This window comes from Chryseobacterium sp. 27AL, assembly GCF_057815395.1.
In genome coordinates, this window is record NZ_JBYRIW010000002.1 from 241326 (window position 1) to 254348 (window position 13023).

Annotated in this window: 14 protein-coding genes; 7 read left to right on the top strand and 7 right to left on the bottom strand. The window is 35.2% G+C overall.

Features of this window, described 5'->3' with window-relative positions; all coding sequences use genetic code 11:
* Nucleotides 1-16: 16 nt before the first annotated feature.
* Nucleotides 17-2401 carry a M1 family metallopeptidase gene (locus AC3WV0_RS06650; RefSeq protein ID WP_488845059.1) on the bottom strand — a complete coding sequence of 795 codons (2385 nt, stop codon included), beginning with the start codon at nt 2399-2401 and terminating at the stop codon, nt 17-19.
* Between the two features lie 68 nt (nt 2402-2469).
* The gene (locus AC3WV0_RS06655; RefSeq protein ID WP_488845061.1) at nt 2470-3048 is read right to left on the bottom strand and encodes a HupE/UreJ family protein; all 579 of its coding nucleotides are present in this window, start codon (nt 3046-3048) and stop codon (nt 2470-2472) included.
* Between the two features lie 65 nt (nt 3049-3113).
* Here AC3WV0_RS06655 and AC3WV0_RS06660 point away from each other — a divergent pair, with 65 nt between their 5' ends.
* The 3 genes from AC3WV0_RS06660 to AC3WV0_RS06670 are packed head-to-tail and all read left to right on the top strand — an operon-like array spanning nt 3114 to nt 4128.
* Nucleotides 3114-3353, top strand: a complete 240-nt coding sequence (locus tag AC3WV0_RS06660; protein ID WP_488845063.1) for a hypothetical protein — start codon at nt 3114-3116, stop codon at nt 3351-3353.
* On the top strand, nt 3329-3631 hold the full coding sequence (locus AC3WV0_RS06665) for a hypothetical protein (RefSeq protein ID WP_488845065.1): 303 nt from the start codon (nt 3329-3331) through the stop codon (nt 3629-3631). The genes AC3WV0_RS06660 and AC3WV0_RS06665 overlap by 25 nt, the downstream gene beginning before the upstream one ends.
* Entirely contained in the window at nt 3628-4128 is a 501-nt protein-coding gene (locus AC3WV0_RS06670; RefSeq protein ID WP_488845067.1) for a DUF6702 family protein, read from the top strand. Before AC3WV0_RS06665 ends, AC3WV0_RS06670 begins: the two co-directional genes overlap by 4 nt.
* Before the next feature lies 1 nt (nt 4129).
* Here AC3WV0_RS06670 and AC3WV0_RS06675 read toward each other — a convergent pair whose 3' ends face one another.
* The 3 genes from AC3WV0_RS06675 to radA all read right to left on the bottom strand — a co-directional run bounded on the left by AC3WV0_RS06675 (nt 4130) and on the right by radA (nt 6730).
* Nucleotides 4130-4723, bottom strand: coding sequence for an acyl carrier protein phosphodiesterase (locus tag AC3WV0_RS06675; protein ID WP_488845069.1), 594 nt, complete (start codon nt 4721-4723; stop codon nt 4130-4132).
* A 67-nt stretch (nt 4724-4790) separates the two neighbouring features.
* Nucleotides 4791-5126, bottom strand: coding sequence for a transposase (locus AC3WV0_RS06680; protein WP_488845071.1), 336 nt, complete (start codon nt 5124-5126; stop codon nt 4791-4793).
* 251 nt (nt 5127-5377) lie between these two features.
* Nucleotides 5378-6730 carry a DNA repair protein RadA gene (gene radA, locus AC3WV0_RS06685; RefSeq protein ID WP_488845073.1) on the bottom strand — a complete coding sequence of 451 codons (1353 nt, stop codon included), beginning with the start codon at nt 6728-6730 and terminating at the stop codon, nt 5378-5380.
* Between the two features lie 59 nt (nt 6731-6789).
* Here radA and AC3WV0_RS06690 point away from each other — a divergent pair, with 59 nt between their 5' ends.
* Entirely contained in the window at nt 6790-7197 is a 408-nt protein-coding gene (locus AC3WV0_RS06690; RefSeq protein WP_488845075.1) for a hypothetical protein, read from the top strand.
* Nucleotides 7198-7267: 70 nt separating this feature from the next.
* Complete coding sequence (locus tag AC3WV0_RS06695; RefSeq protein ID WP_488845077.1) at nt 7268-7837, top strand: YceI family protein; 570 nt, start codon at nt 7268-7270, stop codon at nt 7835-7837.
* A 56-nt stretch (nt 7838-7893) separates the two neighbouring features.
* On the opposite strand, the gene AC3WV0_RS06700 is transcribed toward AC3WV0_RS06695, so the two are convergent.
* On the bottom strand, nt 7894-8319 hold the full coding sequence (locus AC3WV0_RS06700; protein WP_488845079.1) for a hypothetical protein: 426 nt from the start codon (nt 8317-8319) through the stop codon (nt 7894-7896).
* Nucleotides 8320-8415: 96 nt separating this feature from the next.
* Here AC3WV0_RS06700 and pyrG point away from each other — a divergent pair, with 96 nt between their 5' ends.
* Together pyrG and yidC are read left to right on the top strand one after the other, a co-directional pair.
* Nucleotides 8416-10029 carry a CTP synthase gene (gene pyrG / locus AC3WV0_RS06705; RefSeq protein ID WP_488845081.1) on the top strand — a complete coding sequence of 538 codons (1614 nt, stop codon included), beginning with the start codon at nt 8416-8418 and terminating at the stop codon, nt 10027-10029.
* A 177-nt stretch (nt 10030-10206) separates the two neighbouring features.
* Entirely contained in the window at nt 10207-12003 is a 1797-nt protein-coding gene (yidC, locus tag AC3WV0_RS06710) for a membrane protein insertase YidC (protein ID WP_488845083.1), read from the top strand.
* A gap of 52 nt (nt 12004-12055) precedes the next feature.
* Here the strand turns inward: yidC and rnhB are convergent, their stop codons facing one another.
* Nucleotides 12056-12655, bottom strand: a complete 600-nt coding sequence (gene rnhB / locus AC3WV0_RS06715; RefSeq protein WP_488845085.1) for a ribonuclease HII — start codon at nt 12653-12655, stop codon at nt 12056-12058.
* Nucleotides 12656-13023 lie beyond the last annotated feature (368 nt).

Here is a 13023-nt window from a genome sequence, read left to right on the forward strand (position 1 = left end):
TTACATTACTTTTTTGTTACTTTTTTCCGGCAGCCTGCATAGGATTTACTTTACCGTTGGAAGCGCCTCGTGTATTTCCGCCTTCTTTCTGTTTGAATAATTCAAATTTTGATACCTGGGAAGTTCCGCCATCATTACTCCAGAAATTGTTTGAAGTGTCGATATCTGCCGTTTCTCTCATCGGATCCAGCTGGATTGATTTAAGCTTCTTGTCAAAATAATAGGTTTTGGAAACTTTCTGCTCGTTCATTCTCCAGATCTGTGCAGAAGACTTGTCTGTCAGTTTTGTGCCGTCCTCAAAAGTGAATTCAAGAATAATCGGCATCACCAGGCCACCTTTATTCACGAAATCAATCTGATATGCCGTAAGATTTTTAAATTTATCTTTTTCTTTTTGCGTTAAAGGCTCAGTTCCTTCAAATTTAGAGGTGTATTCTTTATTATTATCAACTTTCTCCTGTCCTCTGTCGTACCTGTAGTAAAAATCCTGGGCGTCTTTATCCTTATCTACGTAGAACGTGATATTTTTATCTTCTCTGTTTCTGATTTTTGAAATGTCTTCAAATTCATTCAGAGCCGGTTTATCAACTTTATATTTGATTTCTTTTGCTTCTCTTGGTGGCGTATTGAGATCAGGCGTTGCAATCGTTACTTTATCAATGGCGATATCGACAGGATCTGTTCCGTAAAACCATCCTCTCCAGAACCAGTCAAGATCTTCACCGCTCGCATCTTCCATTGTTCTGAAGAAATCTGCAGGTTCGGGATGTTTGAAAGCCCATCTTTTAGCATATGTTTTAAAAGCTTTATCGAAAAGTTCTCTTCCCATGATGGTTTCACGAAGAATATTCAGGCCTGTTGCCGGTTTTGAATAGGCATTCGGGCCAAACTGAACGATATTTTCAGAGTTGGTCATGATCGGTTCCAGCTGATCTTTCGGAAGTTTCATATAATCAACAATCGTCCATGCCGGACCTCTTTTTGACGGGAATTTATTGTCCCATCTTTCTTCTGTAAGGTATTCCACAAAAGTATTTAGGCCCTCATCCATCCATGTCCATTGTCTTTCATCGGAGTTGATGATCATCGGGAAAAAGTTGTGTCCTACTTCATGAATTACTACGCCCAGCATTCCGTTTTTGATGCCTTCTGAATATGTTCCATCTTTTTCTGTTCTTCCGTAGTTGAAGCAGATCATCGGATATTCCATTCCGTTGGCCGCCTCTACAGACTGTGCCACCGGGTACGGATAAGGAATCGTAAATTCTGAATAGGTTTTTATCGTATGTGCAACAGCTTTAGTCGAATATTTTCGGTATAAACCATAAGCTTCTTTTGGATAAAAGCTCATCGCCATTACTTTATTGTTGTTTTCAGGAATAAGAACACCCATTCCGTCCCAAACGAATTTTCTGGAAGATGTCCATGCAAAATCCCTTACATCATTTGCTTCAAAATTCCAGGTCTTTCTTTGTTTAGAGTGATTTTTTTCTGCTTTTTTCGCTTCATCCAATGTAACAATTTCTACAGGTTCTGTTGCTGTTTTGGATTTGTTATATCTTGCTAATTGTTCGGACGTTAAAACCTGATCATAGTTTTTACATTCTCCTGTTCCTCCTACAATATGATCTGCAGGAACATTCATTGAAACTTTAAAATTTCCGAAAACCAGTGCAAATTCTCCTCTTCCGGTAAACTGATGGTTCTGCCATCCGTGGAAATCACTGTATACGCACATTCTCGGATACCACTGGGTCATGGTGTAAAGATCGTTTCCGTCTTCTGCAAAGTTTTCGTAACCCCCGCGGCCGCCCATTTTGATTCTGTTAGGAATGTTATAATTCCAGTCTACTTTAAAAACCAGCTTTTCGCCTTTCTTCAATATTTTGGGTAAATCAATACGCATCATCGTTTTATTTACCGTGTATTTTAGGGGATTTCCGGAAGCATCCGTCACTTTTTCAAGATTTACGCCATATCCGTTATCAGTTGCGGGCAAATCAGTAGGACGCAGCTGCTGATCGTTTGAAGCCTTCGGAAGGGTAGAAGAATAAGGAAAGTCAGCTTTTTTTACGTTTGACTGTTGGTTTTCATCCAGTTGCAGCCAGATGTAATCAAGATCATCCGGAGAATTGTTGTAGTAGGTTATTGTTTCAGAACCTTTCAGGTTTCTTTTATCTTCGTCAAGATATGCGGTGATATTATAATCGGCCCTGTTCTGCCAGTAGCCGTGGCCAGGAGCTCCTGAAGCTGTTCTGTAAATATTGGGAGTGGGAAGGATCGTCCCCAGCTGTTCGAATTTATTTCCGTGGTTACTTCCGGGATTATTCTGAATATTTTGTGCGGAGAAACCTGCATATGTAAATACAGAAAGAGAAAGTATGGCAACTTTTAGTTTCATAACCGAAATTTGTTTAATGATTTTCAAATATAATAATAAGTAGTTGAAAATTTAGAAATGTTTCTTTCCTAAAATGGAATTCTTTCTAAAGTCATTTTTAATGATAAGGCAAAAACACCTGAAGAAACAAAAAGAACCCAGTCTTTCTGATTCACCTTAAAAACTTTAAGTAAAATAAACAGAATGATTAAAATTACGAAAACAATGGCAATTTGTCCCAGTTCCAGTCCGATATTAAAACCTAAAAGAGGTAAAGCAATGCTTTGGCTTTTGGCAATCATTATCCTTGCAGTATTGGCAAAACCCATTCCGTGGATAAGTCCGAAAATGAGAGCTAAATAATAATTGGCCTTCATCAGTGTCTGCTTTTTATTCTTCATGAGAATATTGTCTAATGAAGTCAGAACAATCGTTAAAGGAATGAGAAACTCTACCCAGGCAGAATTAACTCTGACGATATCAAATGTGCTTAACGCCAGCGTAATTGAATGCCCAATGGTAAAAGCGGTGACAAGAATTAAGATTTTCTTTAAATCAGTAAACGAGTAAACAGCAATCAGGGCTAATACGAAAAGCTGATGATCCAGTGCATCTAATGAAATGATATGCTCCCAGCCGAGCTTGAGGTAGAATAAAAAATCCTGCATTTTTTAAAATATTATTGAAATGCGATGATACAAAATTTATTTTAACTTTGTGTAAAATTAAAGTGATGAATGTTACCATAGAAATAGACAGAGAGCAATATTCCTTCGTTAAAGAACTCTTAGAAAAATTAGAAGGAGTTAGGATTGTTAAGACTGATTATGAAACAACTGAAGGCTTACCAACACATGTTTTTGAAAAAATTGAAGAATACAGTAGATCTTTGAAAGATGAAGATTTGATCTCAAAAAAGGATTTCTTTAAATTTATTGATGAAGAAATATGCAGGTTGAATTCTCAGAAATAGCAAGAAAAACTTTAGCTGAAAATATAGAATTTCTTAGAAAAACATGGACTAACCGAGAGATTACAATTTTTCTTAACGATGTTAAAAAAATTACAAATGATTTGGAAAATGGAAAATATCTTCAATTCCGAAGCTCATTCCTGAAAACAAAAAGCGTATTGATTGGCAAAAAGCATATCAGAATGTTTTTCAGAAAAGAAAATGATGATAAAATCAAAATCCTTCTTTTCTTTGATATGCGGCAGGATCCGCAAAAAATACTCGACTTATTGAAATGAAAAAACTGTTTTTCTTTTTTTCTGTTTTACTTGTTATTTTATCTTTTACCAAGACGAAACACCCTTATCATGTTGGTTCTGTAGAAATTAATTATAATCAGAAATCTAAGACTTTTGAAATTACAGGTCGCTTTTTTTTAGATGATCTTGAAAACGGATTAAATGCTAAATACGGAAAATCGCTGCATTTCAATGATGCTAAATTTAAAAGTCAGCTTAATGAATCACTTAAAAATTATTCCGCAGAATATTTTAAACTTAAAACAAACAACAAATTTTTAAACGTAAATTTCGTTGGCTACGAAGAAGATCACGAGTCGGTAAATATTTATCTCGAGTCTGAAAAAATCGACAATCCTAAAAAAGTGGAGGCCGCGGTAAGCTTTCTTTACAACTTATTTGACGACCAGCTGAATATCGTTCATATCATCGTAAACGGAGAAAGGAAGAGTGAGAAACTGACTTATCCCAACCGTTATTTATTTCAACAGTTCTAAATCAGTTTTCCAATTGCAGAAGAGCATTGATTCCTTTTGCATGTTCCAATACATCTGGAAAGAATTCATCATAGCATTGCTGAAGAAAGTCTTTATTTTTTAAAAAAGCGTCGTGAACGGGAATATCAGGATGTAAATATTTTGCTTTATTGAGAACATTTCTCATGCTGTAACCAATGTTCTCTTCATGACGGTAATTATAAAGCCAATCTCCTTCTTCCATTTTTACAAGCATTCTTCTGAAATTCTCAGGAAGAAATTCATAATTCTGATTCAGGATACGATAGACTTTTGAAGAATGATCTTTCCATCCCTGCTTTGAAAATAAATTCATATCATTAGCCACGAAAAAATCCATCGCTACATCAACAAATGCTCCGGCATACAATCTTACCAATGGTGCAAACACTTTTTTCGCCTCATGAATGGCAGGATGAGAATCTGTAAAAGTATCAATGGCACGGTGTAAGGTAATCCCATCCTGAATGTCTTTCGGAAAAGAAAACCGATCTCTGTTCGGGATAAAGTCTTGCAGAAACTGGCCAACGATCTGGCCGTCGTTGAAGGTAAGGAAAGAATGCGCAAGGTAATTCATAAGGTGAAGATAAGAAATTTCTGGCTAGCGAAGCGTTGTTAGAGCTCTAAGCTCTAACAACGCTTCGCTACCAACCTAACAGTTTTCTAATAGCTTCAACCGGTAGCAGTGAATCATCAATTCCATTTTTAATTTTACACAACGAAGAATGTCTATAGTTTTCGGCATTCAGAATAATTCCATGTTTTACGGGATTGTTATGAATATAACGAATCGTGTTGATCAATTGCTCGTGAGAACTTATGAACTTTCTTCTAAAAGGTAATTCAAAAAGTTTTCCTGTTCTTCCATAATGTTTGTTAATGGCTTGGGTATAGCTGTTAAACATATTGGAGAATTGCTGACTTATTATTTTAGAAACTTCAGTTTTATCTTTTTCCGGAAAGAATTTTCTTATTTCCATTTCCGATTTTGTGCGGACGAGGATATGAAAATGATTTTGCAGAAGGCAGTACGCATAAATAGTAACAACGGAAGATATTTTAGACTCCATTAGGTTAAGAAAATAATGATAATTCTTATCATTAAAAAACAGCTTTTGACTATTAATTCCTCTATTGTAAATGTGATAGAAGCATTCTGCCTCTAAGGGGTAAATATTTTTTTTCATAGTTGTGTTGTTAAGGCAGTTAGAGCTTTAAGCTCTAACTGCCTTTAGAATAATCTTTCGTGAAAATCTTCAATTTTACTTACTTCTTCGATCTTGATTCCGAATTTTTTCTTTGGGAGTTTATTTAAATTAGAGATAAAAATCTTCTCATAACCAAGTTTTTCTGCTTCAGTAATACGTTGTTCTGCTTGTGCAATTGGTCGTATTTCTCCGCTTAATCCGATTTCTCCGGCAAAACAATAATGCTCTGAAATGGCAATGTCTTCATTTGATGATAGAATAGATGCTACAACGGCTAAATCCAGGGCCGGATCGTCGGTTTTAATTCCTCCTGTGATGTTTAGGAAAACATCTTTGGCTCCCAACTGGAACCCTGCTCTTTTCTCTAAAACGGCAAGAAGCATATTTAACCTTTTGGCGTCAAAACCGGTGGAGCTTCTTTGCGGTGTTCCGTAAACTGCGGTACTTACCAGCGCCTGGATTTCCAGCAGCATCGGTCGGTTTCCTTCTAATGTAACAGCTACCGAATTTCCGGAAAGTTCTTCAAATTTTTTAGTAATTAAAATTTCGGAAGGATTTTTAATTTCTTTCAAACCCTGTGAAACCATTTCATAAATTCCAATCTCGGAAGTAGAACCGAAACGGTTTTTATTAGCTCTCAACAGTCGGAACAGGTGATTTCTGTCACCATCAAAATTTAAAACGACATCAACCATATGTTCCAGTACTTTTGGGCCGGCAATTTGTCCGTCTTTAGTAATATGGCCAACTAAGAAAACAGGAACATTATTTTCTTTAGCGTATTTAATAATCTCGTTTGAACATTCCCTGATTTGGGAAACCGTTCCGGGTGAACTTTCAATTAACTGAGATTGAAGTGTCTGGATAGAATCAATAATAACAAAATCGGGTTCCAGCTTTTTAGCCTCGTGAAGAATTTTTTCGAGATTGGTTTCTGTGAAAAGAAAACAGTTCGGATTCTGAATATCCGTTAATCGGTCGGCTCTCATTTTAATCTGAGAGGCACTTTCCTCACCTGAAACGTAAAAGATCTTTTTTTTCATCTTTAAAGCCAACTGAAGCAGTAAAGTAGATTTTCCGATTCCGGGTTCGCCACCGATCAAAGTTACAGATCCTAAAACGATTCCTCCACCCAGAACACGATTGAGTTCTTCGGAAGGTGTTTTTATTCTCGGTTCTTCATTGGTTTCAACTTCTACAATATTGATAACATGCTGTTTCGATTTTGAGAACGGAGGTGTTTTATGAGATGAGGTTTTTTCTATAATTTCCTCAACCAGGGTATTCCATTGTCCGCAGTTTTTGCATTGTCCCATCCATTGAGAATACTGTGCGCCACAGTTTTGACAGAAATATGCTGTTTTTAATTTTGCCATACTGCGAAGTTCAAAATTTTTTTTGAATTTTTCTTTCGATTTTTAGTTAATTTTCCGGCATGAAAAATATTTTTTTGAGTTTGATGGTTTTTGTGGTGATGTCACTTTTGCATGCACAATTTACCGATTGGGCTGTAACGCACCTTCGTCTTCCAGGAGGAGAGTATGGGATGTATTCGCTTTTTATTCTTATTTTTTGTTCTATTATTACAGCAATTGGTTTGGTAACGGTGATTATTTTTAGGAAACATTATGATTCAATTCTGCGGATTGCAATCTTGTTTGAAATTATTTATTTATTATTTTTAATAATCTCTGGAGATAATCCGTTTGCGTATTTTTCAAATTCAAATAATGAAAATCTCCTAAAGATTTTAATGTATGGAATTGGATTGATCATTTTATCTATTATGTACCTCCTTCATCTGCTTTATTCAAAAATTAATTTAAAAAAATCTAAAAACTAACATAGATCAACGCCATTTTATCAGAACAGGCTTACTTTTGTATCAGAATTTAATTTAAAAAATATATACAATGAAAAAGGTATTTTTAACTTTTGTATTTGCGCTTTTAAGCGTTGTAGGCTTTGCACAGACCGTTTGGCAGGTTGATCCTATGCATTCTTCCGTTAATTTCAATATCAAGCACATGGGGATTAGCTTTGTGCAGGGAAGATTTGATAAATTTGAAGGGAAGGCTGCTACTAAAGGCAATAATCTGGATAATGCGGAACTGAGCTTTAATGTAGATGTAAACTCCATCAACACGGGTGTTGAGATGAGAGACAAACATCTGAAAAGTGCAGATTTCTTCGACGTTGAAAAGTTTCCTTCGATGACTTTTATGACAGGTTCTGTTGTAAAAGAAAAAAACAACACTTATGTATTTAAGGGAAAACTGACAATAAAAGATGTAACGAAGGAGATCAGCGTTCCTGTGACTTTCGGAGGAGTTACCAAAAACCAGCAGGGTAAAGAGGTAATGGGCTTCCAGGCTGCATTCAAAGTAAACCGTTTGGATTACAATATCAAATATGATCCTACAGGAGCTGGTGTAGCAAAAGATGTTGATGTGAACCTATACTTTGAGATGGTTAAGCAATAATTTTCATATATAAATTTGGTTTAAAAAAGGTTTTCAGTTTCTGGGAGCCTTTTTGCTTATTTTCCTGCAAGCAAATCAAGATAGGTTTTTTCTAAACTGGTGTATTCGTTTTTCCAGTCCTGAGCGGTTTTCTCTATTTTCTCAAACTTAAAATTAAAAACTTCAATTTCTTCAAGATTGTCTACCGTATTTCTATCTTCAACATGGTCGAAATATTCGGCATACCAAACATTTAATAAATGATTTGAAATTTCGATATATAATTGTTCGCCAATAAGACTTTTAAATATCATATGGTAGTTTAGAATATTCTTTTTAAAGTAAATAAAAATACATTCGTAATAATCATGATGACGATCTGTAAAATAAATATTAAACTGATTACTTCTCCAGATTGGTAAATTGTCGAATTTTAGTAATAAACCATTTTCAGATAATAGTTCTACATTTTTCAAATAAACTAGTTTATTGAGAATTTTCATTTTTAAAATTTTATCTTTCCTAAAATACACAATCAAATTTTAATACAAAATTGCTTTGTATTTCTTTTTCCCATAACTTTGCACAAACCTAATCTAATGAGTAAAAAGAATACAAAGTACATCTTTGTGACAGGAGGTGTAACTTCATCTTTGGGAAAGGGAATCGTTTCTGCTTCTCTGGGCCTTCTTCTAAAATCACGCGGCTTCAACGTAACCATTCAAAAGCTTGATCCTTATATCAACATCGACCCGGGAACACTGAATCCTTATGAACATGGAGAATGCTATGTAACCGAAGATGGTGCGGAAACGGATCTGGATTTAGGTCATTACGAGCGTTATCTTGATGCTCCTACTTCCCAAAACAACAACGTTACAACCGGGAAAATCTACCAGACGGTCATCGAAAAAGAAAGAAAAGGAGATTTCCTTGGAAAAACAGTTCAGGTAATTCCTCATATTACGAACGAAATCAAAAGAAGAATCAAAATTTTATCAAAACAGAACTACGATATCATCATTACAGAGATCGGAGGAACTGTGGGCGATATTGAATCTCTGCCTTACATCGAAACTGTTCGTCAGTTGAAATGGGAATTGGGTGAGAAAAATTCGATGGTCATTCACCTTACGTTATTGCCATATCTTGCTTCCAGCGGAGAATTAAAAACAAAACCTTCCCAACATTCCGTTCGTCAGCTGATGGAAAGCGGAATCATGGCGGATGTTTTGGTTTGCCGTACAGAACATAAAATTCCTAAAGATCAGCGTGCAAAACTGGCTCAGTTCTGCAACGTTCCTTTAGACAACGTTATTGAATGTAAAGACCTGGATACGATCTATGAAGTTCCAATGTATCTTCAAAAACAAAACTTTGATGATGTGGTTCTTAAAGAATTAGATCTTAAAAGTGATAAAGATGCAGATCTTAAAGAATGGAAATCCTTCTTAAAGAAATTCCAGAATCCTAAAAAATCGGTGGAAATTGCATTGGTTGGAAAATATGTTTCTCTTCAGGATTCATATATTTCTATTGCTGAAGCCTTCAAACATGCAGGTGCAGATCTTGAAACCGAAGTGAAAATAAGATGGGTGTACAGCGGTGATATTACCGAAGAGAATATTCAAGATACTTTAAAAGGAGTAGACGGAATTCTTGTGGCGCCAGGTTTTGGTGACAGAGGGATCGAAGGAAAAGTACTTACCGCTCAGTATGCAAGGGAAAATAAAGTTCCTATGCTGGGAATTTGTCTTGGAATGCAGATCATGACGGTTGAGTTTGCCAGAAATGTTTTAGGATACACGAAAGCCAACTCCATGGAGTTCGATACTTCTACAGAACATCCTGTTATTTCAATAATGGAAGAGCAGAAAAATATTGTTGATAAAGGAGGAACCATGCGTTTGGGAGCTTGGAAATGTACTTTGAAAAACGGTTCTAAATTAAATGATATTTACGGAACTAAAAATATCACGGAAAGACACCGCCACAGATACGAATTCAACAGTGATTATCTTGGTGAATTCGAGAAAAACGGTTTTCTTGCAACAGGTACAAATCCTGAAACAGGTCTTGTTGAGGCACTTGAAATGCCGGATCATCCTTTCTATGTAGGAGTGCAGTATCATCCGGAATACAAAAGTACGGTAGCGACACCACATCCTTTATTCAGAGCTTTCATTAAAGCTTGTGGCAAAGAAGTAAAGTAATTCATCGTTTACAATCGTTATATATAATAAACTCAGACTGATTATTCTCAGCCTGAGTTTATTATATAGTAATGTATTATAGTATAGAGTTTTGATAAAAAAACAGTATTTTTGTCGACTCAAAATATATTACAGACATAATATATTTAAATAGGTAAAAATTTTAATAAAAATAAAATGCAACAGAACAACGGACTCGATAAAAGTCAGATTATTAGTTTTGCGGTTTTATGTTTGGTACTTTTCGGATTTATGTTTTATTTCCAGAACAAACAATCCAAAGAAGAACAGGTAAAAGCTGAGCAACAGAAAACCGAGCAGGTAAAAAATGCCGTAAAGCCATCTCAGGCAAATAATATCAATCCTAATGTAACTCCCAATGCTATTCAGACTGCGAATCTTTCCAACAAAGAGCTGAAAGTTGAATTTAATAGTCTTGGAGGACAAGTCTCAAAAGTAGAGCTTGCGGAGTACAAAGCATACGATCATAAAACGGATAAAGCAGATCTTCCGCTTTACCTGATCACTAAAAATAATTCCAACTATGGTTTTCAGTTTAAAGACAAAACTGGAAAAGTTATTAATACAAAGGATCTTGTTTTCTCTCCTACAGTTAACGGAAATGCGGTAACGATGACGGCTAATTATAATGGTGCTGTCATTCAGTTTATTTATACTTTGCTTCCGAAATATACCCTTGATTTTAAAGTGAGAACGCAGGGGCTTGCTAAAATTACTTCAGATAGCAAAGCTGATTTTATCTGGGATTATAATGTAAGAAATCTTGAAAAAGGGAGAGCTCAGGAGCAATCTCATTCAGAATTTTCTTATGCTTTCAATAATTATAAAGATTATGATTATGACGGAAGAACTACCATGGAAGAAGAAAAGGAAACGCTTAACTGGATTGGTGTAAAACAGCAGTTCTTTGCTTCCGTGATTGAATCTAAAACAGGATTTACACAAAGTAAAGGAAATCAGGAAACCGTTGAAGAAGGCGAATATCTTAAAAAACTGAATTATGAAGGTTTTGTTCAGATGACCGGAAGCGAGCTGAATCAAGATTTTACATGGTATTTTATGCCGTTGGATTTACCTTTATTAAAATCTTATGATAAGAACTTTGATGAAATTCTTCCATTAGGCTGGTCTTTTATAGGTTGGATGAACAGAGGTTTCTTTATTCCGATGTACAATATTATTGCCGATTGGGGACTTACAGCAGGTTGGGTAATTTTCCTGATGACGATCATTGTTAAATTGATCTTATCACCGATCATGTACAAACAGCATAAACTGAGTGCTATGATGAGGGTGATTCGTCCTGAAATTGATGAGGTAAATGCTAAATTGAAAGATGCAGATCCGATGAAAAAGCAGCAGGCAACGATGGAAGTTTATCGGAAGGCTGGTGTAAACCAGATGGCGGGATGTCTGCCGGCTTTGGTTCAGATTCCTATATTTTATGCATTATTCCGTTTCTTCCCGAATTTTATTGATTTGAGAGGACAGGGATTCTGGTTTGCAAAAGATTTAACAGCTTATGATGATTTGATTAAATTACCATTTAAAATTCCGTTCTTAGGAGATCATTTAAGTATTTTCGCTCTTGCTTGTACGATTGTGATTTTAATTTATACCATCATGACATCAGGCAATATGCAACAGCCACAGCAGGAAGGAATGCCAAACATGAAAGTGTTAATGTATATTTTCCCGATTACGTTCTTATTTTTCCTTAATACTTCTGCATCCGGTTTATCATGGTATTATTTTGTATCGAATGCGATCAATATCTTGATTATTCTTGTTATTAAATACGTAATTCTTGACGAGAAGAAAATTCATGCGCAGATTCAGGCGAATAAAGAAAAGCCTAAAACCGAAGGGAAATTCCAGAAGCGAATGAGAGAAATGATGGAGAAAGCCCAGGAACAACAGAAATATCAGGAGCAACAAAGAAAAAAGAAATAAATACGAAAAAGAGAAGCAAATTTGCTTCTCTTTTTATATTAAGATAAGTTAATTAGCATTCATCTTGCATGCTGTAATCTAAACGAAATGATCTTCTGTGATATTTCGTCGGCCCGAATTCAATTAAAGCCTGTTGATGTTTTTTGGTTGCATAGCCGAAATTGGTATTCCAGCCGTATTCAGGATGTTCATCATGGAGTTCAATCATTAATTTATCCCTGTAATTTTTTGCTAAAATAGAGGCTGCGGCTATAGAAAGCACTTTAGAATCTCCTTTGATAATGCATTCATGAGGAATATAATTATAAGGATGAAATCTGTTTCCGTCAACTAAAATAAGTTCAGGACGAATCGTGAGTTTATCCAAAGCCAGGTGCATGGCATGAATACTTGCGTTAAGAATATTATGTTCATCAATAAACCCGGCAGGAAGTTCGGCAATGGCATAGTCTTTCACATTATCTTTTATGTACTGATCAAGATCCATTCTCGTCTTAAAATTCAGCTTTTTGGAATCATTAACTAAATTCTGGTTGAAATTATGATCCAAGATAACCGCTGCCGCTACCACAGGACCACATAGGCACCCTCTGCCAACTTCATCGCATCCCGCTTCAATATAAAAGACCGATCCCTTTCTTAATAAATCCATAAGTATTATATGATGAGATATAAAAACATGTAAAATTAAGTATTTTGTTAGAAATATTGTATTGAAAATTGCATTGTTCAATCACTACGTGATCAATATAAATTTATCTTGTTGTTTTGGCAATAGGTTTTCTCAAGAAATTCTACGATATATTAAATCTATTCTTGTTCTGGATGTAATATTTAGAATCATTAACTAAATTTTGGTGAAATTATGATCAACATCTAATCCTTTTGTGTTCTATATCAATCTAAACCATCCCCATTAATCTCCTTACACCCTATTTTAATGTAAAAAAATAAGATTTTTTTTAACATATTCATAATTATGTTATTTATTATACCATGAAAACATATAAATTTAAATAT

Coding starts and splice junctions, on each gene's coding strand:
- AC3WV0_RS06675 (WP_488845069.1), bottom strand. CDS start 4,723: ATGAATTACCTTGCGCATTCTTTCCTTACCTTCAACGACGGCCAGATC.
- AC3WV0_RS06650 (WP_488845059.1), bottom strand. CDS start 2,401: ATGAAACTAAAAGTTGCCATACTTTCTCTTTCTGTATTTACATATGCA.
- rnhB (WP_488845085.1), bottom strand. CDS start 12,655: ATGGATTTATTAAGAAAGGGATCGGTCTTTTATATTGAAGCGGGATGC.
- AC3WV0_RS06680 (WP_488845071.1), bottom strand. CDS start 5,126: ATGGAAATAAGAAAATTCTTTCCGGAAAAAGATAAAACTGAAGTTTCT.
- radA (WP_488845073.1), bottom strand. CDS start 6,730: ATGGCAAAATTAAAAACAGCATATTTCTGTCAAAACTGTGGCGCACAG.
- pyrG (WP_488845081.1), top strand. CDS start 8,416: ATGAGTAAAAAGAATACAAAGTACATCTTTGTGACAGGAGGTGTAACT.
- AC3WV0_RS06700 (WP_488845079.1), bottom strand. CDS start 8,319: ATGAAAATTCTCAATAAACTAGTTTATTTGAAAAATGTAGAACTATTA.
- AC3WV0_RS06690 (WP_488845075.1), top strand. CDS start 6,790: ATGAAAAATATTTTTTTGAGTTTGATGGTTTTTGTGGTGATGTCACTT.
- AC3WV0_RS06665 (WP_488845065.1), top strand. CDS start 3,329: ATGCAGGTTGAATTCTCAGAAATAGCAAGAAAAACTTTAGCTGAAAAT.
- AC3WV0_RS06660 (WP_488845063.1), top strand. CDS start 3,114: ATGAATGTTACCATAGAAATAGACAGAGAGCAATATTCCTTCGTTAAA.
- yidC (WP_488845083.1), top strand. CDS start 10,207: ATGCAACAGAACAACGGACTCGATAAAAGTCAGATTATTAGTTTTGCG.
- AC3WV0_RS06695 (WP_488845077.1), top strand. CDS start 7,268: ATGAAAAAGGTATTTTTAACTTTTGTATTTGCGCTTTTAAGCGTTGTA.
- AC3WV0_RS06655 (WP_488845061.1), bottom strand. CDS start 3,048: ATGCAGGATTTTTTATTCTACCTCAAGCTCGGCTGGGAGCATATCATT.
- AC3WV0_RS06670 (WP_488845067.1), top strand. CDS start 3,628: ATGAAAAAACTGTTTTTCTTTTTTTCTGTTTTACTTGTTATTTTATCT.